Origin of the sequence: Holdemania massiliensis AP2 (assembly GCF_000327285.1) — a bacterium.
In the GTDB taxonomy this organism is placed as follows: domain Bacteria; phylum Bacillota_I; class Bacilli_A; order Erysipelotrichales; family Erysipelotrichaceae; genus Holdemania; species Holdemania massiliensis.
In genome coordinates, this window is record NZ_HE998567.1 from 522,746 (window position 1) to 544,867 (window position 22,122).

Here is a 22,122-nt window from a genome sequence, read left to right on the forward strand (position 1 = left end):
TGATATTGTGAAATTTTGGAAATTCCAAGCTGCCGATCTTTCGACTGTTCTGATTGACGGTAAACCGCAGGCGCAAAGCGGAGCCCGGATCTTAAGCCCCAGACAGGGCATCGCCGGAGATCAGCTTGCCGGCATCCATGAGGGCGAGGGCGTTTTCGAGTATCCGATGGATGCAGAGGGCAATGACGGACCTTCGCTGCTGGCGGCGGTTCTGGCTCAGGCTGCCTGGCAGAAACGAACGTATGCTGAAACGCGGGGGACAATCCGAATACAGGATCGCTGGATCACGTGGTTTATAGAGAAAAACGGAATCGCCCTGTGCCTGCCCCGGCCGCAGGCTGTCTCTGATCTGATCGGCTATTACGGCGATCATGAATGCCGGGGAAAGGGGATTCTGCCCTGGGATCCGCCGGCCCATGCGGTGCATCGCTGGCGCGTTCTCGACGAACACACTTTTTATCTGGATTCCGCCGTACCCATTCAGGGACGGATCTGCAGCAGTCCTGAAGGTGTGGTATGCGTGTACGCCTGCCTGCAGAAAGAAGGACTAGTTCAGGGAACCGCTTTGGCAATCTGTGAAGGCGGACGGTTCTGGATCCGCCCGCAAGGAAAGGCTTTGATCTTAACTACACCGGTTTTTTTCATCGCTGAGGGCGCTCTATTTGAAAATTAGCTGAAAGTCCAGTATAATAGGCAGCAGAGGTGATAGAAAATGATCGAAAACATCAATGACTTTTTATCTGTTGCCTTTCTCGCCCTTCTTTTGATCATAGCAGTGTTCCAGATCGTCAAGCATTTCAGTTCGCGGCATGCGCGGCATATTATGGATTTGGAACGGGACTACTATATCCAGGATTTTGAAGAAGACGAATAGGAATCCGATCATAAAATCAGACTCAAAACGGCAAACGTACAGGAGGTAAACATGCTGATTCAGGAAATTACATCTGCCAATGCCCCGAAAGCCATTGGCCCTTACACACCCGCAGTCAAGCTGGGGGACTTTGTTTATATGTCCGGTCAGATTCCGGTAGATCCCGCAACCGGTGAAATTGTCGAGGGCGGAATTCAGGAACAGACCCATCAGGTTTTAAAGAACATTGAAGCGCTGTTAGCGGAAATGGATCTGGAAATGCGCCATATCGTCAAGACAACCGTTTTCATGACAGATTTAGGTGAATTCAATGCCATGAACGAAATTTATGCAACGTATTTCGATCGCCCGTATCCGGCACGTTCCACGGTTCAGGTCGGGGCTCTGCCAAAAGGGGCTAAAGTTGAAATCGAATGTTTGATCATCGATACGCTGGTTTATGAGCGGCAGATGCAGGGCGGCTGCGGCGGTTGCGGCGGCGGATGTTCTTCTGAAGAAGGCGGCTGCTGCGGCGGAGATTGCTGCGGCGAATAGTTCGGATTTTTCGATTCAGTGTAACGGTTTAAACTTGGAAACGGTTATTTTCGGTGTAAAATTACTGTTTTTACTCTCGCTCAGCGAGAGTTTTTTTATGCTTTTTTAACAGGTAAGAATAACAGAAAAGAATTGATATTGAAATTCAAGTTCTGAAATTGCTTGGTTCTGTTCGTTGTAAACATTTAATAAACAATAATATCGAGATCCGATTCTAAGATTTTTAAAAATATTTGCGAAGATCGAGAAAAAAACAGGTTTTTTAAAATTTTCTGCAATATTTATAGTGACGAATCATTCACCAATTGCGCTAAAAGGGGAACTTATGAAAGATTTATTACTACTTTATTATGATTCAAAAAAGCACTGTACGATTGCGATTGACAGCGACGGAACCATTTACACACTGCCCGACAAACCAATTAAGTGGCTGCGCCGCTGGTGCGTTGAAGCCGGCAGCAGTCTGGAAGGACGGCTAGAAGGTTATCGTAAAAAAATGGGGATCATTCAGAAGCCCGCTCTGTATGTTGGCGGATATCCGCCTTGGATTTTCATTCCGACGGTTTCCATGGATCGGGATGACTGTGTTTATGTGCGGGCGGACCGAATCCGCAAGATCGGCAATGATCATGGATTGGCTGTCGTTTATTTTGATACGGGTGTTGTGTATCGGCTGTTAGTCTGTGCCCGGAGTCTGCGTCAGCAGCGCAGCCGCAGTCTGCAGTATTTAAAAACATTGATTTGTCTGCGATGAATCAGATGTTTGCTTTCGTCATAGAATGAAACGATGAGGAGGAAATTATGACGAAGATCAATCTGATATTCAATGAAAATCGAAATATTCAAAAAGAACAGTCCCGCTTAGAACGAATGGGACTGAAAGACGAGCTGACAATCGTCAGTGACGAACATCTTCTGGCATCCGCCAGACCGGAACAGATGTATTATGACAGTCAGCGCAAATGCGGCTGTTTCTGGTCAGGAGTTCTGGACAATGAAGAAGAGCTGCGCCGAATATGGGAACAATACCGGCCGCAGAGTACAGGAAGCAGCGCGAAGATGCTGGCGCAGCTGTATGAAATTCTGAATGAAAAGCTGTTTGAAAAACTGGATGGAGGATTTGTCATCATCTTCATTCAGGGACATCAGCTGCATATCGTACGGGATCCGATGGGAGTTAAAACGTTGTATTATACCCGAAAACCGGATGGAGAGTGGCTGTTTTCGGATCAGATTAAAGGCTTGTTTGCGGAGGGCAGCCGGACGCCGGTGATCAATCGCAGCTCCTTGCTGGAATTGTTTGCATTAGGCCCATCGCATACGGAAGGACAGACTTTCTATAAAAATGTCGCGGAGCTGCCGATCGGACATGCGCTGTTAATCCGCGACCGCAAGGAAAGTCTGCATGAATACTTTGAGCTGAACGTTCATCGGCACAATGAGGATCTGGCAACCACAGCGGCGCATATCCGCCAGATGGTCCAGGATTCTCTGAACCGCCAGTGTGAAGCTTCGCAGGTGCACGCGGCCTTTCTTTCCGGCGGATTGGACAGCAGTATTCTATGTGCCCTGGCTGCTCAACGGGGACCGCTGAACACCTTTTCCCTCGATTATGAAGGCAACGAGCAGTATTTTAAAGGCTACGCGTATCAGACGACCCGCGATAACGACTATATTGACGCCATGGTTCAGCGGTATCAGTTTCATCACCAACCGCTGCTGATCACTCAGCGGGAGTGTGAAGAACTGCTGGAAACTGCGATGGTCGGCCGGGATGGACCGGGGATGGCGGATGTGGATTCGAGTCTGCTTTGGATGTACCGCAAGGTCAAAGAACAGACGGATTCGGTTCTGACAGGCGAATGTTCGGATGAACTGTTCGGCGGCTATCCTTGGTTTTACCGCAGTGATCTTGTCGATCTGAAATCATTCCCATGGCTGCAGTCACTGCCCCAGCGCGTGAAGCTGCTGCGGGCGCCGATCAACGAGCTGGATTATGAAGGCGCGATGCGGGCGGCCTATTGGGCGACGGTGCAGCGCGCACCAAAGGATCCGTTTGACAGCGAGCAGGATCAGCGGGCGAAGACGATGACGTATCTCACCGTTCATTGGTTTATGCAGACTTTGATTCAGCGCCAGGAAGCGATGGCCGAGCTGACCGGACTGACGGTGCGGGCGCCGTTCTGCGATGCGAAATTGTATCAGTATTTGTATAACGTACCGTGGTCAATGAAATTCTTAAAAGGGGAGGAAAAGGGTCTGCTGCGCATGGCGTTTGAGGATAAGCTGCCGGCTCAGGTTGCACACCGCAAGAAAAATCCATATCCGAAGACGTATCATCCGGAGTATACCCGGCGGGTAAAACAACGCCTTCAGAGCCTGCTCAATGATCCGGAATGCCGGATGTGCGAGCTGCTTGATCCCGCTGCTCTGCAGCAGTTAATTGATACCGACGGCGGCAGTTTTGCCAAGCCTTGGTTTGGACAGCTGATGATGGGACCGCAGCTTCTGGCCTATTTCATTCAGCTGGAACTGTGGTTAAGACGGTATCAGATCCGCATCGAATTCTAGAATTTCAATTCTCTGTCTGTTTGATTGTTTTTTGGCTTGAAAGACAAAATAAAGATGATAAAATGAGGAATGGAAAAAAGAGGAGAAGTTATGTCAAACCAAGCCAAAAAAGACTGCAGGACATTGATTGCGGTCATTATTTCCGCTTTTGTTTATGCGATCGCGATGAAAGCCTTTGTCGAAACCGGCAATCTGTTTCCGGGCGGCTTCGCCGGCCTGTCCCGGCTGTTCAGCATGTCGCTGAGCAAATTCGGCAACATTGAAATTCCGTTCAGCGTCTTCTATTTCCTGCTGAACATTCCGCCGACGCTGTTAGTTTACAAATACGTCGGTCATCGTTTTACGATCTTTTCTGTATTGCAGTATTCGCTGACCAGCTTGTTCACCGAACTGCTTCCGACCTTTCCGATCACCAGCGACATGCTTTTAATCGCGGTTTTCGGCGGAATCGTCGGCGGCCTGGCGATTTCGATCGCGCTGCGCTCCGATGCCAGCTCCGGGGGGACGGATTTTATCGCCATCTATGCCTCGACCAAGTACAACGCTCCAACCTGGTCCTATGTCATGTATTTCAATGCAGCGATGTTAATCGTGGCCGGGGTTTTGTTCGGTTGGGAACAGGCTTTGTATTCGATTATCTATCAGTTCTGCAGCACTCAGGTGGTGCAGGGAATGCATTTGCGCTACAAGCTGAATTCGCTGTTTATCATCACGGAGAAGCCGGAGGAGGTCTGCGACGCGGTGTTCCATTATTGCCGCCATGGGATTACAAAGCTGTGGGGAGAAGGCGGGTTCTCGCATACCCCGCGGTGCCTGTTGTTTATGACGGTCAACGCCTATCAGGTTCATGGTCTGATCGAAGCGATTCGCAAGGTGGATCCGAAGGTGTTTATCAATGTTTCCAAAACCGATAAGATCATCGGAAATTATTATCAGAAGCCGCTGGATTAGCCAGGGGTGAGACGTCCTCCAGTCGGGACGTCTTTTTTTGCGGATCAGACGGAAAACGACAGATTTTTTGCTTTTCAGCAGGTATGCTGGGGGCAAAGAAAGAGGCGAAGTTTGTGGAATATCGAGTGAACGATGCGAAGCTGCAGAAGATGCTGGACCTGGCGGACAATCTGATTCAGCCCAAGACCCGGCAGGAAAGCCGGCTGCAGCGCTACTGGCAAAGTGTGGCATGGAAACACGCCGATAAAAAAATCCTGGAATCCAAATCATCCCAGGATTCGGACAGCTGAGGCTGTCCGTTTATCGTTTGCGGAACTCGATGCCGATCTTCCGCTGCACTTTTTCCAGCTTGCGGCTGGCCAGCCGCTGGGCTTTAACCGCTCCTTCCGCTAAGGTTTTTTCAATCAGGTCCGATTGGATAATCGCTTGATAGCGCGCCTGAATCGTTTCCAGTTCACCGCAGACGACATCGGCCACAGCCCCTTTGAACTCACCATAACCCTTGCCGGCAAAGCGGTCAACAATCGCATCGATCGGCTCGCCCGACAAAGAGGACATGATCGTTAACAGGTTGGCAATGCCCGGCTGGTTCTGAGGGTCAAAGCGAACGCAGGCTTCGTTGTCCGTCACGGCAGACATAATCTTTTTGCGGGCTGATTTCAGATCTTCCAGCAAGTAGATGCAGCCCTTGTCGCCTTTGTCCGACTTGGACATTTTCTTCGTCGGATCGCTTAATGACATAATCCGCGCGCCGACCTTTGGCACCACTGGCTCCGGAATCCGGAAGGTCTGTCCATAACGGTTGTTGAAACGATTGGCAATATCGCGGGTCAGCTCGACGTGCTGCTTCTGATCCTCACCGACCGGAACGTAATCCGCATCATAAATCAGAATATCCGCCGCCATCAGGCAGGGATAAGTATACAGGCCGACAGTCAGATTCGTTTCGCCCTTCGCCACCTTGTCCTTATACTGCGTCATCCGGTTCAGCTCACCCTGGTAGCTGTTGCAGTTCATGATGAAGCCCAGCTGAGCATGTTCCTTTACATCCGACTGCAAGAAAATCGTTGCCTGATGGGGGTCCAGTCCGCAGGCCAGATACAGCGCCACTGCGTCTTTGAGATTCTTTTTCAGTTCCTGAGGATCCTGATAGACAGTAATGCAGTGCAGGTTGGCGATGAATACGAGCATTTCATATTCATCCTGATACTTGACGAAGTTGCGCAGGGCGCCGATATAGTTGCCCAGGGTCAGCTGTCCGCTCGGCTTGATGCCGCTGAGCATGACTTTTCTTTTTTCTGTGTTTTCCATGTTTTTCTCCTTTTCTGATAAAAAAAGCGCCCCGACAACCGGGACGCCTGACACGTGGTACCACCCAGCTTGTTTTTCCGTTGTTCTGAAAAACCGCTCATGCAGGATAACGGCCTGTTCCGTTGGAAAACTGATGCTTTCCAAAGCTCGGAAAACCCATTTCACTTAATTTCTGCGGATGAGTTGCACCAACCCTCATCTCTCTGGATGTCAACGAAATTACGCTACTGCTTTTTCTTCACTGCTTTCCTTCATTTAAGCACAAACGGAAGCAACATGCAAGTCTGCTTTTGGATAACCTGGATGAAAGTCGCAGAAGCGGAAAGCGGCGGGAAGATTGAAAAAAAACGACGATTTGCAAGAGAATCCGCGGACGCCGGATTGAATTTCCGGCAGTTTCATTGTATGATAAAAGCTCAAAAGGAACCATGATCGGATTGCGTTTAGGTTTTAGTCTGGTTGTGTTCAAATAGAAATGGCGGTGCAATTTATGATCGTAGTGTATACTTCACCTGGCTGTGCTTCCTGCCGTAAGGTCAAACAATGGCTGAAAGAGCGGAATCTGCCGTATCTTGAAAAAAATATTTTTACAACCCTGCTCAATGAAACGGAGATCCGGCATTTGTTGATGCGCAGTGAAAATGGATCGGAGGATATTATTTCCAAACGGTCCAAGATCATCCAGCAGAATGCGATTGATTTGGATGAGATGACCCTCAGCGAGCTGGTTCATTTTATTCAGGAAAATCCATCGGTTCTGAAACGGCCGATCATTCTGAATGAGCGCAACTTCCAGGTCGGCTATGATGAGGAAGAGATCGACGCCTTCGTTCCCCAGCAGCTGCGGTCGCTGGCACAGCTGTCCTGCAACGCCAGCTGTCCGAATTACGCCGGCTGCGGCAAGATCCGGGAAGAAGCCTGACAAGCATCTGCGGATGCTTGTTTTTTTCCTCAATCCAAAAGAAAGCATAAGGGAGGATCCACAATGAAAATATTGGTCGGTTTATCAGGCGGCGTCGATTCCGCCGTTGCAGCCTATCTTTTAAAACAACAGGGTTTGGACGTATCCTGTGCGTTTATGCGCAATTGGGATTCCATGGCCAACAACGACTTTTTAGGCAATCCCAATGCCGACGCCGATGTCTGCCCCCAGGAAAAGGACTGGATGGATGCCAAAAGTGTCGCTGACAGTCTGGGGTTAGAGCTTTTGCGCGTCGATTTTGTCAAGGAGTATTGGGATCATGTGTTTTCCAACTTCCTGCAGGAATATCAGAAGGGAAGAACGCCGAATCCGGATATTCTGTGCAACAAATACATTAAATTCTCCAGCTTTCTGGATTTTGCCAAAAGCCGGGGCTTTGATACGCTGGCAACGGGGCACTACGCGCGGGTTCAGCATGAAGAAGATTTCAGCGGGCTGTACAAAGCCAAGGATCTGAATAAGGATCAAAGCTATTTCTTATGTCAGGTGGCTTCGGAAGCTTTGGCGCATACGTGTTTTCCGTTGGGTGAGATCGAAAAGCCGGAGGTGCGGCGGATTGCGAAGGACTTGAAGCTGTCGATTGCTGAGAAAAAGGATTCGACCGGGATTTGTTTTATCGGCGAGCGCAACTTCCGGGAATTTCTGAAGAATTATCTGCCGGCCAAGTCCGGAACGATTGTCGATGTCAAGAGCCGGCGCGTTTTAGGCGAGCATGAGGGCGTGCTGTACTACACGATCGGCCAGCGCAAAGGTTTGGGCATCGGCGGCGAGGGCGGTCCATGGTTTGTCGTCGGCAAGGATGTCGTCCGCAATGAACTGTTGGTGGCCAGCGGCGAAAGCAACGATTGGCTGCTCAGCGATACATGTCTGGTCAGCGGCGTCAACTGGCTGGGCAAAGCCAAGCCGCAGGGAACATTGACCTGCTGCGCGAAATTCCGCTATCGCCAGAAAGACAATCCGGTAACGCTGGAGTTTTTGGATGAAACAACGGTGAAGCTGACCTATCCCCAGCAGGTGGCTTCGGTGACGCCGGGGCAGCAGGCGGTTTTCTATCTTGAAGATCAATGTCTGGGCGGCGGCGTGATCGAGGAAGTCTGGCACAAGGGCCAATCGCTGACGGATCGAGTCCGCAGCTTTGAGCAATGAAGCCTTTTACTCTCTCTCGTCGGCGCGTGCTGCTGATTCTGGCAAACTATTTTGCGGGTTATCTGTTTGTTTATCCGATGCTGATCGGCCTGCTTTATTCCCTGCTTGAGCCGCTGGGGGTTAAAAATCTGCAGGCGATTTTGGAAAACGCGGTATATCTGTGGGTGTTCGCCATCACGGTGACGGCAGCCTGGCCGTTGTTAAAAGAGCATCTCCAGCGGTTTCGGCGCAACCGCCGAACGATCATCAAATCTTCCCTGACGCGCTATGTCCAGATGTGGCTTGTCATGTACGGGCTGAATCTGGCGATCATTCTGATCACCGGCTTATCAAGCAGTCAGAATCAGGATACCGTGGTTCAGCAGCTGACCCAATCCCCGCTGCAGATTATGTTGGTGACTTGTGTGTTTGCGCCGATTGTGGAGGAAACGGTGTTTCGCGGAGCGGTTTTTACGACGCTGCGCAGCCGTACCTGCTTTCGCAATGCGGCGCTGATCAGCGGATTTCTGTTTGGGCTGTTACACGTTTTCACTTCGCTTTTAAGCGGAAATTTCAGCGACTGCATCTTTATCCTTGTCTATGGAACGATGGGTTATCTGTTGTGTGCGGCAGAAGAAGAAAATCAGACGCTGCTCAGTCCGCTGTTCATGCATGGACTGAACAATTTGATCAGCGTTGTGCTGATTCTGCTGTAGGAAAGGAATGAGGGAAATGAGTGAAGAACGCGACGTCATCCGCGGCAAGCTGAAACAGGTTGTTTTCCGCAACGATGACAATGGCTACACGGTCGCCCGGTTTATCGTCGATGATCTGCAGCAGCGGCAGGTGACGATTACCGGATATCTGCCGGTGTTCAACGACGATGTGCTGATGGAGCTCAGCGGGCTGTATATCGATCATCCCCGCTACGGCATGCAATTTCAGGTTGAAATGTTTCACCGCGTTATGCCGGATGATGAAGATTCCCTGATTCGGTTTTTATCGGGACCGCTGTTTGAGGGAATCGGCCGGAAATATGCTGAAACCTTGGTTGAAGCTCTGGGCAAGGACGCCATCCGTTTAATCAAGAACGATCCGGCTGTTTTAGACCGGGTGCCGAAGATGACGGCCAAGCGCCGGACGGCAATTCTGGAAGGCTTAAAGGAAAACGACGACGATCTGGAAAATCTGATCCAGTTTTTTGTCGCGCATGGTTTGGGAATGCGCCATGTCATGAAGCTGGAACGGATCTACGGTAAAGACGCCGTCGAAAAAATCCAGCAGAATCCATATCGGATGGTGGATGAGGTGGATGGAATTGGTTTTGCGACGGCCGATAAGGTGGCGATGTCGCTGGGGTTTGAGCTGGAAGATCCGCGGCGGTTGGAAGCGGCGATGGTTGCTTTAATCGATCAGATGAATATGCAGAGCGGCGATACGTATGTCAGCCGCGAGAGTCTGGCCCGGCAGATGCAGCGGCAATGCGCCGGATTAGTCTATCATTTTGACGATCTGCTGGAATCACTGCTGCTGCAGCGGCGCTTAGTTGAAGAAGAAGGGCGCATCTATCATGTCGATCAATATGATGCAGAGGTCCAGATCGCACAGTTTCTGACCGTGTTCCCCTTTGAGGAGCTGGAGCCGGTCAATCCCATAGAGCTGCAGCAGGAGCTGGATGCGCTGCAGGAAAAGCTGGCGATCACGTATGATCAGGCCCAGCTGGAAGCCATTCATACGTTCTTTGAGCAGGATGCCATGATTTTAACCGGCGGCCCGGGAACGGGAAAAACGACGGTCGTCCGCGCTTTGACCGCCTTGTTTAAAAAGCTGTATCCATATCAGCGGATTGCCTGCTGCGCTCCGACCGGACGGGCGGCCAAGCGGCTGGCGGAACTGACGGAAACCGATACGTTTACGATCCACAGCCTGCTGGGCTGGGATCTGGAATCCAACACCTTTACCAAAACTGAACAAGATCCGCTCATCGTCGACCTGCTGATCATCGACGAGTTTTCGATGGTGGACAGCTGGCTGTTTGCAGCCTTATGCAAAGCCTCGGTGCATGTCAAAAAGCTGTGCATCATCGGCGATGAGGATCAGCTGCCCTCGGTCCGCTGCGGCTGCGTGCTGAAGGATCTGATCACTTCCGAGCTGTTTCCGCTAGTGCGTCTGGAGCGGATTTTCCGCCAGAGCGAGGGCAGCGATGTCATCACGTTGGCGCATCAGATCCGGCAGGGACAAACCGAAGCGCTGGATTGTCAGGGCGATGTGGCGTTTTTCCCAGTAGGACTGTATGAAATTAAAGATCAGGTTATCCGGGTTGTTCAATCAGCGCTGGATAAAGGTTATGAGCTGCAGGATATTCAGGTGCTGGCCAGCAAGTACAACGGCCCTGCCGGCATCGACCGCCTCAACGCCGCTTTGCAGCAATGCCTCAATCCGCCGGAAAAAGGCAAACGCGAATGGAAAGCCGGCTACCGCACCTTCCGTGAAGGCGATAAGATCCTGCAGCTGAAAAATCAGCCGGACGACGATGTGTACAACGGCGATATCGGCATGCTTGTTGAGATCATTTACGCCAATGAGGATGAAGCCGGCAAGAATCGGTTAATCGTCGACTTTGAGGGGATCCTTGTGGAATATACCTCAGATAATCTGCTGAATATTTCCCATGCCTACTGCATCTCCGTCCATAAGTCCCAGGGCAGCGAATATCCGATCGTCATCATGCCGATTGTCCGCGACTATGGAATCATGCTGCAGCGGCGCTTGATTTATACCGGCGTGACGCGGGCTAAAAAGTCACTGGTGCTTTTGGGTGAAAAAGAAGCGTTCATCCGCGGCATTGCCAGTCAGGAACACCATTTACGTTCGACGACACTGACCCAGCGGATCGCAGCGATGCTCAATCCGCAATTTTAGGAATAGACAGGCAAGCAGGCGGGCATACTATCGCTAGAAGGAGTGGATAGTATGAAAAAATGGTTATGCGGTTTCGTATTGGGCATGGCAGCCGGCGCCGTAGTGGCATTTACCAATGAAGATGAACTCGACGACGCGTATTACAAGGCATGCAAATGCAAAAAGAAGCTGATCCGCAAGATGCATCAGATGGATCTTGAACACTAACCCCGCAGCGACGGGGTTTCTTGTTGATGAAAGACTTGTTTCAGCGTGTGAACTGGAAACGCTGGCTGCAGTGTCTGGGCTGTCTTTTGATCACGATGATCCTGCTTCGGATGCTGGGCTGGGACAGCGTGCTGATGGCGGTTCTGCACGCGCTGTCGCCGCTGGTGTTTTCGTGTCTGATCGTCTTTTTGTTTGAGCCGTTTGTCGAGAAGCTGCCGTTTCCCCGGGGGATCAGCTGTTCGCTGGTCTATTTTGGATTTGTCGGTTTGTTAGTGCTGGGCATCGGCATGATGGTGCCGTTAGTGATGGAGCAGGGTTCGCAGCTGTTGAATGAAGCCGGACGGCTGCGCTCGCAGCTGGCGGCCGCGGAATTCTTCAACTGGGCCGGGCAGTTGGACTGGCATGGGGTATTCGCAGCCGGTTATGAAGCGGCGATGAGTGCAACCCGCAGCGCCGTCGATCGGCTGTCGTTTTTCGGCGTCGGCTTTTTAGGCGCCTATTTCATCGCTTTGGACATGGAGGCCTTTGCCCGGATCCTGAAAAAACGGCTGCCGTCTTATCAGCACTGGCTGCTTTTTTACAAGACCAGCTCCCGCGTTGTCTATCACTATCTGCGCGGCTTGGCGCTGGATCTGTTGTTTCTGATGATCAGCGTTGCGGTGCTGCTGTTGATCTTTAAGGTTCCCAACGCCGTATTCTACGCGCTCATGCTGGCGCTGCTGAATCTGATTCCCTATCTGGGCGCAACGGTCGGCCAGATCATCATTCTGCTCTCGCAGTATTTTGCGACGGGTCAGATACCGTGGATTCTGGGGATTTTGTTATGGTTGATCCAGCAGATCGAAGCGAACTGGGTTCAGCCGCTGATCTTTAAAAAAGTCATGAATCTGAGGCCGATCTATACGCTGATCGCGCTGTTGGCAGGGGGCTGTTTTTTCGGCATGATCGGGATTATTCTGGCGCCGATCCTAGCGGCGATCGTGCAGCTGGCTTACCGCAGTTATCTTTTCGCAAAATGTACGGAAACAGTTGGCACTTGGGAAAGTGTGTGGTATAATTTCGATAGTTTTGAAAACGATGACGAAGAAGAGTAAATCAGAGCGCTCCATTGCAGAGAGAAAACGGCGGTGCAAGTTTTCATGGAAACTGATTGAAGCCGCTTCTGAGTTTGCCCAAAGCAACGTGTGCTCTGCGTTAAAGAGAAATGAGGGCATTTCTTTGAACAAAGAAATGAATCAGGATGGTACCGCGTGAGTTAAGCGTTCCTGGAGTTTCAGGGCGCTTTTTATTTTGGCAAACGTGTCAAACAAGCAGAAAGGAAGAAACAAACATGAAAGAGTTAACAGGCAATCAGGTACGCCAGATGTTTCTGGACTACTTCCAATCCAAAGGCCATATGATCGAACCGGGAGCTTCACTAATCCCGCATAATGATCCGACGTTGTTGTGGATCAATGCCGGCGTCGCCGCGCTGAAGAAATATTTTGACGGCAGCGAGAAGCCGGCCTGCAACCGGATCGCCAACGCCCAGAAGTCAATTCGCACCAACGATATTGAAAACGTCGGCAAAACTGCCCGGCATCATACTTTTTTTGAGATGCTCGGCAACTTTTCCATCGGCGATTACTTTAAGGAAGAGGCCATTCCGTTTGCGTGGGAATTTTTAACTTCCCCGGACTGGATCGGTTTTGACAAAGAGAAACTGTACGTGACTGTCTATCCGGATGATGAGGACGCTTACCGGATCTGGACCCAGATCTGCGGGGTAAAGCCGAGTCATATCTTAAAAACCGAGGATAACTTCTGGGAGATCGGTGAAGGGCCGGGCGGACCGGACAGCGAAATCTTCTATGACCGGGGTGAAAAATATGATCCGGAAGGCTTAGGCGAAAAGCTGTTCTTTGAAGAAATGGAAAATGACCGCTACATCGAAGTCTGGAACGTCGTGTTCAGTCAGTTTGACTGCCGCCCAGGCACTGACCGCAAGCAGTACAAAGAACTGCCGCATAAAAATATTGATACCGGAATGGGGTTGGAACGCTTGGTTTCCATCATTCAGGAAGGGGAAACCAACTTTGATACCGATCTGTTTCTGCCGATCATCCGCGCGGCGGAAAAGCTTGCCCAACATCCGTATGAAGGCGAATATAAAATGGCTTACCGCGTCATCGCCGACCATATCCGCACGGTAACTTTCGCATTGAGCGATGGGGCGATGTTCTCCAACGAAGGCCGCGGGTATGTCCTGCGCCGGGTTCTGCGCCGGGCGGTGCGCTATGGCATCAAGCTGGGCATCAGCGGAGCCTTTATGTATAAGCTGGTCGATGTCGTGGCTGCCAACATGCAGGATTTCTATCCGTACCTGTTGGAAAAAACCGAATTTGTCGCCAAGCTGGTCAAGAATGAAGAAGAAGCGTTCCATTCGACGCTGGCCAACGGCGAGAAGCTTCTCAACGAGGAATTAGCCAAAGCCGAGGTTAGCAAAACCCTGAGCGGCGAAGTCGTCTTCAAGCTGTATGATACCTATGGCTTCCCGTTAGAGCTGACGAAGGAAATTGCCGGCGAGCGCGGTTATACAATTGATGAGGAAGGCTTTGAGGCACAGATGGCAAAGCAGCGGGAACGGGCCAGAGCCGCTCGTGAGGATGCACAGTCGATGGCCAGCCAGTCGGCGGATCTGATGGATTTCACAGCACCGTTTGAATTTACCGGTTACACAACGATGCGCGATACCGGAACCATCACCGGATTGTTTAAAAACGGGGTGCGCGTTTCAACGCTGGAAGAGGAAGGGGAAGTGATCCTGGATCGTTCCTGCTTCTATGCTGAAAGCGGCGGACAGGTTGCCGACGGCGGTGTGATGCGCTGTGCGGAAGCGGAGTGTGTCGTCTTAGACGTCAAGAAAGCGCCGCATAAACAGTTCATGCATCATGTTCAGGTGAAAGACGGCGTGCTGAAAGAAGGCATGACGCTGCAGCTGCAGGTGGATGCAGAACGCCGGCTGCGCACGATGGCCAATCATTCCTGCGTCCATCTGATGCAGAGCGCTTTGAAGAAAGTCGTCGGCGAACACATCGCTCAGGCGGGCTCTTACGTCTGTGAAGATTATGCCCGGTTTGACTTCACGCATTTTGAAAAAGTCAGCGACAAGCAGCTGAAAGAAGTCGAAGCATTGGTCAATGAATTCGTGATGGCGAAATATCCGGTTTGCACTGAGGTGATGGCGGTTGAGGAAGCTAAGCATTCCGGTGCGATCGCTCTGTTTGATGAGAAATACGGCGATGAGGTCCGCGTCGTTTCGATGGGCAGCGTGTCCAAGGAGCTGTGCGCCGGCACGCATGTCCATAACACTCAGGACATCGGCGTGTTTAAGATTATCAGTGAGGAAAGCATCGGCTCCGGAATCCGCCGGATCACGGCCAAAACCGGTTACGCAGCTTATCAGGAATTCGTCAGCGAGCAGGACGTGTTAAAAACCATCGCTGCGCAGCTGAAGATGAACAGCTTAAACGGCGTCAGTGAGAAGGTCGCTGGCGTATTGGAAGAAAATAGCGCGCTGAAAAAAGAAATCGGACAGCTGAATCAGAAAATGATGGTGCTGAAGGCTGACGATCTGGTCAGTCATGCCGAAGAAGTCAACGGTCTGAAACTCATTCTGGAAAAGGTTTCCGGACTCGATGGCCAGGCCATGAAGAACCTAGCGGAGACGCTTCGCAATAAGTGTGAAAAATCTTTCATCTTCTTGGCGAACCCGGGTGAGGGCAAGGTAACCTATGTCTGCGCCTGCAGCAAGGAAGCGATCGCTAAGGGCATAAAAGCCGGTGATTTCGTTAAATTGGCGGCCCAGATGAGTCAGGGCAACGGCGGCGGCCGACCGGATATGGCACAGTCGGGCGGCAAAGATGCTTCAAAAGTGGATGAAGTCTTCGCGCTGATTCGCTCAAAACTTTGAAAATCCCTTTCCAATTTCCGCAGTTTACGCTAAAATAAATTCAAGGAGGGATATCCATGTCAAAACAAATTACCGAAACGATGTCTTTTAAATCAGAGGAGATCCGCAGAGACAACATCAAGCAGGTGCTCCGGCTGACCAAAGAAGCGCTCGAAGAACGAGGCTACAATGCCGTTAACCAGCTGGCAGGGTATCTGATTTCCAACGATCCCGCCTATATTTCCTCACATCACAACGCCCGCAGCATTATTCAGTCAGTGGAGCGCTATGAGATTATTGAGGAACTGGTTCGTTCCTATCTGGAAGAAAAGTAATGGAACGGATTATGGGCTTGGATCTGGGCAGCCGGACCCTGGGGATCGCCGTTTCCGATCCTTTGGGCATGATTGCCCGAACCGTGGAAACGTTCCGGTTTGACCCGGATGATTATGACGCCGCCTGCAGCCGGGCTGTGCAGCTCGCGAAGGAATTGGGCGCCGTAAAATTTGTACTGGGCTTACCGAAGCATATGAACGGCGACGTCGGCATTCGGGGACAGATTTCGCTGGATTTTAAGGCGAAATTGGAAGCCGGGAGCGGACTGCCGGTGATTCTGCAGGATGAACGGCTGACGACCGCGGCAGCGGAGCGGATTTTAATTTCGGCGGATGTTTCCCGCAAAAAGCGCAAAGCGGTGATCGATCAGATGGCGGCAGTACAGATTCTGCAAAGTTATTTAGATCAGAAACGCTAAGAGTGCAGCAATGCACTCTTTCATTTGAATCGCAAAAAGGAGGAAAAAGCGATGTTGGAGTCAAATAAAATTTTAATTACGGAAGAAGACGGTACGGAAACCGAAATGGAGATTCTGTTCACCTTTGACGATGACGCACGCGGCAAGAGCTACGTGCTGTTTACCGATCCGAAGGATGAAGAGGGCGAAGTTTTTGCCTGCAGCTATAATGAAGAAGGCGAAATGGAGCCGGTTGAGGATCCGGATGAGTGGAGCATGATTGAAGAAGTCTTCGGGGCTTTTGTCGAGGAATTAGACGATGCCGAAGTCGAAGAATAAGCGCCGCAGAAAAAATACCGGCCTGATCACGGCCGTGATCATTTTAGTTTTGGGTGCTGCTTTGGTTTTGGGCGGAATTCTTTTTTACAACGGCCAGCTCAAGCCGGCGTCATCCCAAAGTGAACAGATCACCTTTACGGTCAATCAGGGAGAATCGCTGAACCGGGTGATGGACAAGCTGGAAGCACAGGGGATTATCCGCAGCGGATGGGCAGCGAAAATCAGTGTTAAGATGGCGAAGCTGACCAACATTAAAGCGGGTACCTACATCCTGGATTCCAGTTGGGAGGTCAGGGAAATCTTTGAAGTGCTCAATGATTCCCATGGAGCCGTGGTCAACGATACGCGTTTAACGTTTATCGAAGGCGACTGGGCGAAGCATATTGCCGAAAAAATCGGAGAAACGACGCAGTGCAGCAAGGATGAAATGTTAGCATTGTGGAATGATGAAGCTTATGTCCGCTCGCTGATGAGTGATTATCCGTTTTTAACGGAAGAAATTTTCAACAGCAGCAGCCGGATCCTTTTGGAAGGCTATTTGTTCCCGGAAACCTACAACTTCTTTGTCGATGCCGATGCCGATCAGATCACGCGGAAGATTTTGGATCAGACGCTGAAGGTTTACAATGACTTCGCGGATCAGTTCGCGCAGTCAGAGCTGAGTATTCATCAGCTGTTTACGCTGGCTTCGATCGTGCAGTATGAAGCGGCCAAGCCAAGTGATATGCAGCTTGTCGCCGGCGTATTCTACAATCGTCTGCATGCCGGCATGAAGCTGCAGTCCAGCGTCACGGTGTGCTATGCGATTGACAAGGAAAAAGACGACGACTGGATGGCGTGCGAGGTGAATCCAGACTTTGATTCGCCTTACAATACCTATCGGGTTGAGGGTCTGCCGCCGGGGCCGATTCTGAATCCGGGACGGGATGCGATTGCGGCGGTGCTGCAGCCGCAGGCAAGCGATTATCTGTATTTTATGGCGGATGTCAAGGGGGATGGAACGGTCTATTATGCCAAAACCTATGCCGAGCATCAGGCCAATGTCCGCAAGTATCTGAAATAAGCAAGTAGTTTTCATGAGAGGTGAGTTGAAATGAAGCCGTTATTAATCGGGATCGCCGGCGGCAGCGCATCGGGAAAAACAACGATTGCCCAGTGCTTAAAGGAAGAATTTGAGCAGACGCGTTCGGTCGTGATCATCCGGGAGGATGATTATTACAAAGACCAGTCGGAGAAGACGATGGCGGAGCGGGTGAAGACCAATTACGATCATCCGTTTGCCTTTGATCATGCGCTGATGATTGAACAGATCGATGCGTTGTTAGCGGGACAGGCGATTGAAAAACCGGTTTATGACTTCGTTCAGCATACCCGCAGTACGCTTACGGAAGTCGTTGAGCCGTGTGACGTTGTAGTACTGGAAGGCCTGTTTGTTCTGGAGGAGCCGGAGCTGCGCAAACGACTGAACATTAAGGTTTATGTCGATACCGACGCCGATATTCGTTTTATCCGCCGGCTGATGCGCGATGTTGAAGAGCGCGGCCGGACGTTGCAGTCGGTGGTCAATCAGTATACGGAAACGGTGCGGGTGATGCATGAGCAGTTCATTGAACCCTCTAAACGGTATGCCGATGTGATCATCCCTGAGGGCGGAAGCAACGTCGTTGCGATTGATCTGCTGAAGACAAAAATCAGTAGCATCATCAGTCCAAATATGCTATAATAGTCAAGCTAAGGAGTGAGAGTACCAATGGCAGATGAGAAAATTTATGTAACTCAAGAAGGTCTTGAAGAATTAAAAAAGGAACAGGAAAACCTGATCCATGTTGTTCGTCAGGAAGTCATTGAAGATCTGAAAGCTGCCCGTGCGCAGGGTGACTTGTCAGAAAATGCTGATTATGATGCAGCGCGGGATCGCCAGGCCCAGGTCGAAGCGCGGATCCGCGAGCTTGAAATCATGCTCAACAACATCGAGATTATCGATGATAAGCAGGGTTCTGTCCGGGTGGCCAAGATTGGTTCAACCGTCAAGATTGAAGAGCTGGATACGCATCAGATCGACGAATTTACGATCGTAGGATCGGTTGAAGCGGATCCGCTCAATGGAAAGCTTTCCAATGTGACGCCGTTAGCGGAAGCCATTCTGGAACACAAGGTGGGTCAGACGGTGGAAGTTCTGGTCGATGAACCTTATCAGGTAAAGATTTTAGAAATTCGGTAAAAAAAGCAGGAATTTTGACAATTTGCGCAATAGAATAAGCGGGTGATCTTATGAAAAAAGGGTTCCTGCTTATTTTTTGTTTTGTTTTTCTGCTTCTGCCGGTGATTCCGCAGCGGGTTGTCGATCTAAAGACGATGCGCGGACAGCCGATTACCGTGACGATTGAAGGCGCTGTGCTTCAGCCGCAGACGCTGACTTGTGCTCCCTACACACAGCTGGACGAGGTGCTTGCCCAGGTGGAGCTGGCTGAGGATGCGGATCTCACGCCGTTTTCCATGACGATGACGCTCAAGGACAACGATGTGATTCGGATTCCGCAGCTTCAGTCCACACCGCGGATATCCATTAACACCGCCACGCTGGAGCAGCTCATGCAGCTGCCGGGAATTGGTCAGGCAACGGCTCAGAAAATTATTGACTATCGGGCGGAGCACGGTCTGTTTCAGCAGCTGGAAGATCTGATGCAGGTTCCGGGCATCAAGCAGAAGAAATGGGATGCGCTGAAGGATTTCATCTGCCTATGAACCATCCGGAAGCGTTGCGCTGGCTTTTGTGCGCGGTGATCAGTCTGTGTCTGCCGGAAGCTTTTTGGGGTGTTGGATTGCTTTTCAGTGCGGTATTTGTCTTAATTGGAACACCGCGATCCCGGCGTTTATTCATGACGCTTCGGATTTTGGCCATCCTTGCAATTTTAAGTATTCAGCTGCAGCCCGCACCGTTCGTTTCCGGTTCTCGCTTTTCAGGAACAGTTGTCTCCGTTTCCGCCGGCAGCTTTGTGCTGCAGAGTGAACAGGGACGCTTTCAGGTGATCAGCAAAGCCTTGCCCGATTTGGATGATCAGGTCCAGGTCGAGGGAATCAGTCAGGCATTTGATGAAAACGATTCCTTTTATGGCTTTGATGCAAAGGCCTGGTCACTTCGGGAAAGGTTAAACGGCCGGATTTATGCGGATACACTTGAAATTGGACGTCAAGGGAAAACGCCGCGGGCTTTTCTGCAGCGGCGGATCGCAGCGATTTCAGATCCGCTTCAGCGGGCGCTGGCCAATAAATTTATTCTGGGCGTTAACGAACGGGAAACCGGCCTGGCGATTCTGCTTCGCTGCGGATTCCAATACAGCGTGATCCTGAGCGGCTTCGCCATGATCTGCGGATGGTTTTGGAAACCGCGCACCGTTCGCTGGATGCGCTTAGGTACGGCGCTGGGCATTGCGGTCATCCTGCACTTTCCGTATCCCTTGATCCGCTTATCCCTGAATGAAGGCTTTCGGTTTCTTTCTAGCGTTGATCGAATTGAAAAGTTTGAAATGAAATGGACGCTGTTGTTGCTTCTGGCGCCGCGCCGCGTAGCCACGGCAGCCTTTCTGCTTCCGTTTGCCTTTGCACTGTGTGCGTTGTTTCCCTTTCGCCAATCCCCGCGAATATCGCGGTTCAATCTCAGCTGGTGTCTGCAGAGCGGACTGTTTCACTCCGTCAGTCCTGTGATGGTATTGGGAATGCAGCCGCTGCGTTGGGGATTGGGGTTGTGTACACTGGGTTGTTTGGGCGGGCTGATCTGGCCGCCAGGATTCACCTTCAGTACAGTGCTGGCGGGTTTTCTGGATCGTCTGGTTCAGCTTGGCGGCGTGCTTCCGGGAAAGCTTTCATGGATCGTTGTTGTATTGGCGAGCCTAACCGGCTTGTTGATCAAACGCCATCGCGCAATTGTTTTCAGTGTTCTGTTAATCCTGTGGACGGTTTTCGGCTGGTGGCATCCCTGGGCCAGTCTGACGCTGATCGACGTCGGCCAGGGCGACAGTCTTCTGCTGCGGCTGCCGTATAATCAAGGCAACATACTGATTGATACCGGCAAACCTGCGGCTTGGGATCAGGTCGAGGCAATGCTGGAAGGAGAGGGCATCCGCAGGCTGGATGCTTTGATTCTGACGCATCAGGATGAAGATCACAGTGGAAACAAGGAAGTTTTGATCGAACGCTATCATCCTTCGAGCGTTGTTGAAGAGCTGAATGAACCGCTGACAATAGGTGGCCTGACGCTATTCAATCTAAATGCCGATCCTGATTCTGACGAAAGCAACGAAAACAGTCTTGTGCTGCTTTTGCGAATGAATGATCTGACGATGCTTTTATCCGGTGATGCGCCGGTAGAGGTTGAACAGAAGATCCTGAATCAAATCCCCGGCCTGCGCGCGGATGTGATCAAGCTGGGACATCATGGAAGCCAAACTTCCAGCTGTCTGCGCTGGCTGAAAACACTTCAGCCCAAGCTTGCGTTAAATTCGAGCGGCCGCGGAAATAGCTACGGACATCCGCATCCCGATGTTGTCCGAAGGCTGCAAGATTGCCGGATCCCACTTCTGGATACACAGCAGGAAGGCGATATTCGCATTGTCATGACACCGATTTGTAATTTCCTTTTTACCGCGCGCCGGGGATTTGCTATAATAGGGGAGGTGATTCGATGAACTATTTATTGTACGGGTCGGAAACGTATCGGCTGAAGAAAAAACTGGAAGAACTGCTGAAAGCAAACGATCCGGAAAACACAGGCATGAACACGGTGGTCTACGATGCAGGCAGCGCCGATTTTCAGCTTCGTGCGGTTCTGGAGGACGCCTGGACCATTCCGTTTTTTGCGGAAAAGAAAACGGTGGTGGTCCGCAATCCGGTATTTTTAACGCCGTCAGGATCCTTGAATGATAAGGACGGCAAAGCTCTGGAGGAATATCTCAATCAGGCTTGCCCGAGCACGGATCTGATCTTCTGCGGTGAATTTGACAGCCTGGATCAGCGCAAGAAGCTCGTTAAGCTGGTTTTGAAGACCTGCCGGGTATTCACGATGAAGCGGATGGATGAACGGGAGTTTCGTTCTTATGTCAACCAGCAGCTGTCCGCCCATCAGCTGATTCTGTCGCGGGATGCGATGGAGGAATTGATGCAGCGGCTGCCGTTGGATATGGAAAGTTTTCATCAGGAGCTGATCAAGCTGACGCTGTATGGAACCAAGATCAGCCGCGATGATATCGTGCATCTGGTCAGCCGGCCGCTGGATGAGGATGTGTTCCATCTGGTCAACGCGGTCATCACCCATAACCTGAAACAAGCCATGCATTTGTGGAAGGATCTGGATTCCTTAAATAAAGATCCGATCTATCTGGTCGCCTTGCTGGCCTCACAGTTTCGTTTAATGGCGCAGGTGCGGATGCTCAGCGATCGAAGGATGAGTGAATCGATGATCGCTCAGCAGCTGAAGGTTCATCCATTTCGGGTTAAGAAAGCCCATGAAGCGGTGGCCCGACTGAATTCTGAGCGGCTTTTGGAAATTTTAAATGATCTGGCAGAGCTGGATCAACGCTTTAAAAGCGGTACGCTGGATCGGAAGCTGGGCTTTGAGATGTTTTTAATCAAAGCTGCACGGTAGA

24 protein-coding genes and 2 other annotated features are annotated in these 22,122 nt (G+C 51.0%); of the genes, 23 read left to right on the forward strand and 1 reads right to left on the reverse strand.

Going from position 1 to position 22,122, the window contains the following annotated elements; translation table 11 throughout:
- Positions 1-7 precede the first annotated feature (7 nt).
- From BN162_RS02500 to BN162_RS02525, 7 genes are all read left to right on the forward strand, one after another.
- Positions 8-673 (forward strand): hypothetical protein, encoded by a 666-nt coding sequence (locus BN162_RS02500; RefSeq protein WP_020223482.1) that lies wholly within the window; start codon positions 8-10, stop codon positions 671-673.
- A gap of 39 nt (positions 674-712) precedes the next feature.
- Positions 713-874, forward strand: a complete 162-nt coding sequence (locus tag BN162_RS18530; RefSeq protein ID WP_020223483.1) for a hypothetical protein — start codon at positions 713-715, stop codon at positions 872-874.
- A gap of 51 nt (positions 875-925) precedes the next feature.
- Positions 926-1,408, forward strand: a complete 483-nt coding sequence (locus BN162_RS02505) for a RidA family protein (protein ID WP_020223484.1) — start codon at positions 926-928, stop codon at positions 1,406-1,408.
- Positions 1,409-1,733: 325 nt separating this feature from the next.
- A complete protein-coding gene (locus BN162_RS02510) occupies positions 1,734-2,162 on the forward strand; it encodes a competence protein ComK (protein ID WP_020223485.1) in 429 nt (142 codons plus the stop codon).
- Between the two features lie 47 nt (positions 2,163-2,209).
- Positions 2,210-3,979, forward strand: coding sequence for an asparagine synthetase B family protein (locus BN162_RS02515; protein WP_020223486.1), 1,770 nt, complete (start codon positions 2,210-2,212; stop codon positions 3,977-3,979).
- A 90-nt stretch (positions 3,980-4,069) separates the two neighbouring features.
- Positions 4,070-4,930 carry a YitT family protein gene (locus tag BN162_RS02520; RefSeq protein WP_020223487.1) on the forward strand — a complete coding sequence of 287 codons (861 nt, stop codon included), beginning with the start codon at positions 4,070-4,072 and terminating at the stop codon, positions 4,928-4,930.
- 113 nt (positions 4,931-5,043) lie between these two features.
- Positions 5,044-5,220 carry a hypothetical protein gene (locus tag BN162_RS02525; RefSeq protein ID WP_154239935.1) on the forward strand — a complete coding sequence of 59 codons (177 nt, stop codon included), beginning with the start codon at positions 5,044-5,046 and terminating at the stop codon, positions 5,218-5,220.
- Between the two features lie 10 nt (positions 5,221-5,230).
- Here the strand turns inward: BN162_RS02525 and trpS are convergent, their stop codons facing one another.
- Positions 5,231-6,241, reverse strand: coding sequence for a tryptophan--tRNA ligase (gene trpS, locus BN162_RS02530; RefSeq protein WP_040451366.1), 1,011 nt, complete (start codon positions 6,239-6,241; stop codon positions 5,231-5,233).
- A gap of 36 nt (positions 6,242-6,277) precedes the next feature.
- Positions 6,278-6,492, reverse strand: a binding site (T-box leader).
- Positions 6,493-6,731: 239 nt separating this feature from the next.
- Here trpS and BN162_RS02535 point away from each other — a divergent pair.
- The 16 genes from BN162_RS02535 to holA all read left to right on the forward strand — a co-directional run bounded on the left by BN162_RS02535 (position 6,732) and on the right by holA (position 22,121).
- On the forward strand, positions 6,732-7,163 hold the full coding sequence (locus BN162_RS02535; protein WP_020223491.1) for a Spx/MgsR family RNA polymerase-binding regulatory protein: 432 nt from the start codon (positions 6,732-6,734) through the stop codon (positions 7,161-7,163).
- Positions 7,164-7,226: 63 nt separating this feature from the next.
- Positions 7,227-8,369, forward strand: a complete 1,143-nt coding sequence (gene mnmA, locus BN162_RS02540; protein ID WP_020223492.1) for a tRNA 2-thiouridine(34) synthase MnmA — start codon at positions 7,227-7,229, stop codon at positions 8,367-8,369.
- On the forward strand, positions 8,366-9,064 hold the full coding sequence (locus tag BN162_RS02545; RefSeq protein ID WP_020223493.1) for a CPBP family intramembrane glutamic endopeptidase: 699 nt from the start codon (positions 8,366-8,368) through the stop codon (positions 9,062-9,064). The genes mnmA and BN162_RS02545 overlap by 4 nt, the downstream gene beginning before the upstream one ends.
- Before the next feature lie 16 nt (positions 9,065-9,080).
- Positions 9,081-11,270 carry an SF1B family DNA helicase RecD2 gene (gene recD2 / locus BN162_RS02550; RefSeq protein WP_020223494.1) on the forward strand — a complete coding sequence of 730 codons (2,190 nt, stop codon included), beginning with the start codon at positions 9,081-9,083 and terminating at the stop codon, positions 11,268-11,270.
- 51 nt (positions 11,271-11,321) lie between these two features.
- Positions 11,322-11,477 carry a hypothetical protein gene (locus tag BN162_RS18535; RefSeq protein WP_020223495.1) on the forward strand — a complete coding sequence of 52 codons (156 nt, stop codon included), beginning with the start codon at positions 11,322-11,324 and terminating at the stop codon, positions 11,475-11,477.
- 26 nt (positions 11,478-11,503) lie between these two features.
- On the forward strand, positions 11,504-12,571 hold the full coding sequence (locus BN162_RS17630; protein ID WP_020223496.1) for an AI-2E family transporter: 1,068 nt from the start codon (positions 11,504-11,506) through the stop codon (positions 12,569-12,571).
- Positions 12,546-12,747, forward strand: a binding site (T-box leader). Its footprint overlaps the gene before it by 26 nt.
- 60 nt (positions 12,748-12,807) lie before the next feature.
- Positions 12,808-15,429 (forward strand): alanine--tRNA ligase, encoded by a 2,622-nt coding sequence (gene alaS / locus BN162_RS02560; RefSeq protein WP_020223497.1) that lies wholly within the window; start codon positions 12,808-12,810, stop codon positions 15,427-15,429.
- A 56-nt stretch (positions 15,430-15,485) separates the two neighbouring features.
- A complete protein-coding gene (locus tag BN162_RS02565; protein WP_006060683.1) occupies positions 15,486-15,743 on the forward strand; it encodes an IreB family regulatory phosphoprotein in 258 nt (85 codons plus the stop codon).
- Entirely contained in the window at positions 15,743-16,162 is a 420-nt protein-coding gene (gene ruvX / locus BN162_RS02570) for a Holliday junction resolvase RuvX (RefSeq protein WP_020223498.1), read from the forward strand. Before BN162_RS02565 ends, ruvX begins: the two co-directional genes overlap by 1 nt.
- Positions 16,163-16,213: 51 nt before the next feature.
- Positions 16,214-16,480: a DUF1292 domain-containing protein gene (locus BN162_RS02575; RefSeq protein ID WP_020223499.1), complete on the forward strand. Its 267-nt coding sequence runs from the start codon at positions 16,214-16,216 to the stop codon at positions 16,478-16,480.
- Positions 16,461-17,543 carry an endolytic transglycosylase MltG gene (mltG, locus tag BN162_RS02580; RefSeq protein WP_020223500.1) on the forward strand — a complete coding sequence of 361 codons (1,083 nt, stop codon included), beginning with the start codon at positions 16,461-16,463 and terminating at the stop codon, positions 17,541-17,543. Before BN162_RS02575 ends, mltG begins: the two co-directional genes overlap by 20 nt.
- A 30-nt stretch (positions 17,544-17,573) precedes the next feature.
- Positions 17,574-18,203 (forward strand): uridine kinase, encoded by a 630-nt coding sequence (udk, locus tag BN162_RS02585; RefSeq protein WP_020223501.1) that lies wholly within the window; start codon positions 17,574-17,576, stop codon positions 18,201-18,203.
- 27 nt (positions 18,204-18,230) lie between these two features.
- A complete protein-coding gene (gene greA / locus BN162_RS02590; protein WP_020223502.1) occupies positions 18,231-18,701 on the forward strand; it encodes a transcription elongation factor GreA in 471 nt (156 codons plus the stop codon).
- Positions 18,702-18,751: 50 nt separating this feature from the next.
- Positions 18,752-19,225 carry a ComEA family DNA-binding protein gene (locus tag BN162_RS02595; protein WP_020223503.1) on the forward strand — a complete coding sequence of 158 codons (474 nt, stop codon included), beginning with the start codon at positions 18,752-18,754 and terminating at the stop codon, positions 19,223-19,225.
- Positions 19,192-21,165, forward strand: coding sequence for a ComEC/Rec2 family competence protein (locus tag BN162_RS02600; protein WP_040451128.1), 1,974 nt, complete (start codon positions 19,192-19,194; stop codon positions 21,163-21,165). The genes BN162_RS02595 and BN162_RS02600 overlap by 34 nt, the downstream gene beginning before the upstream one ends.
- Positions 21,162-22,121, forward strand: a complete 960-nt coding sequence (gene holA / locus BN162_RS02605; RefSeq protein ID WP_020223505.1) for a DNA polymerase III subunit delta — start codon at positions 21,162-21,164, stop codon at positions 22,119-22,121. Before BN162_RS02600 ends, holA begins: the two co-directional genes overlap by 4 nt.
- The last annotated feature ends 1 nt before the right edge of the window (position 22,122 follow it).

Bases quoted from the DNA above. Each gene is read 5' to 3' on its own strand.
- BN162_RS18530 (WP_020223483.1), top strand. From the start codon at position 713: ATGATCGAAAACATCAATGACTTTTTATCTGTTGCCTTTCTCGCCCTT.
- BN162_RS02505 (WP_020223484.1), top strand. From the start codon at position 926: ATGCTGATTCAGGAAATTACATCTGCCAATGCCCCGAAAGCCATTGGC.
- BN162_RS02510 (WP_020223485.1), top strand. From the start codon at position 1,734: ATGAAAGATTTATTACTACTTTATTATGATTCAAAAAAGCACTGTACG.
- BN162_RS02515 (WP_020223486.1), top strand. From the start codon at position 2,210: ATGACGAAGATCAATCTGATATTCAATGAAAATCGAAATATTCAAAAA.
- BN162_RS02520 (WP_020223487.1), top strand. From the start codon at position 4,070: ATGTCAAACCAAGCCAAAAAAGACTGCAGGACATTGATTGCGGTCATT.
- trpS (WP_040451366.1), bottom strand. From the start codon at position 6,241: ATGGAAAACACAGAAAAAAGAAAAGTCATGCTCAGCGGCATCAAGCCG.
- BN162_RS02535 (WP_020223491.1), top strand. From the start codon at position 6,732: ATGATCGTAGTGTATACTTCACCTGGCTGTGCTTCCTGCCGTAAGGTC.
- mnmA (WP_020223492.1), top strand. From the start codon at position 7,227: ATGAAAATATTGGTCGGTTTATCAGGCGGCGTCGATTCCGCCGTTGCA.
- BN162_RS02545 (WP_020223493.1), top strand. From the start codon at position 8,366: ATGAAGCCTTTTACTCTCTCTCGTCGGCGCGTGCTGCTGATTCTGGCA.
- recD2 (WP_020223494.1), top strand. From the start codon at position 9,081: ATGAGTGAAGAACGCGACGTCATCCGCGGCAAGCTGAAACAGGTTGTT.
- BN162_RS18535 (WP_020223495.1), top strand. From the start codon at position 11,322: ATGAAAAAATGGTTATGCGGTTTCGTATTGGGCATGGCAGCCGGCGCC.
- BN162_RS17630 (WP_020223496.1), top strand. From the start codon at position 11,504: ATGAAAGACTTGTTTCAGCGTGTGAACTGGAAACGCTGGCTGCAGTGT.
- alaS (WP_020223497.1), top strand. From the start codon at position 12,808: ATGAAAGAGTTAACAGGCAATCAGGTACGCCAGATGTTTCTGGACTAC.
- BN162_RS02565 (WP_006060683.1), top strand. From the start codon at position 15,486: ATGTCAAAACAAATTACCGAAACGATGTCTTTTAAATCAGAGGAGATC.
- ruvX (WP_020223498.1), top strand. From the start codon at position 15,743: ATGGAACGGATTATGGGCTTGGATCTGGGCAGCCGGACCCTGGGGATC.
- BN162_RS02575 (WP_020223499.1), top strand. From the start codon at position 16,214: ATGTTGGAGTCAAATAAAATTTTAATTACGGAAGAAGACGGTACGGAA.
- mltG (WP_020223500.1), top strand. From the start codon at position 16,461: ATGCCGAAGTCGAAGAATAAGCGCCGCAGAAAAAATACCGGCCTGATC.
- udk (WP_020223501.1), top strand. From the start codon at position 17,574: ATGAAGCCGTTATTAATCGGGATCGCCGGCGGCAGCGCATCGGGAAAA.
- greA (WP_020223502.1), top strand. From the start codon at position 18,231: ATGGCAGATGAGAAAATTTATGTAACTCAAGAAGGTCTTGAAGAATTA.
- BN162_RS02595 (WP_020223503.1), top strand. From the start codon at position 18,752: ATGAAAAAAGGGTTCCTGCTTATTTTTTGTTTTGTTTTTCTGCTTCTG.
- BN162_RS02600 (WP_040451128.1), top strand. From the start codon at position 19,192: ATGGGATGCGCTGAAGGATTTCATCTGCCTATGAACCATCCGGAAGCG.
- holA (WP_020223505.1), top strand. From the start codon at position 21,162: ATGAACTATTTATTGTACGGGTCGGAAACGTATCGGCTGAAGAAAAAA.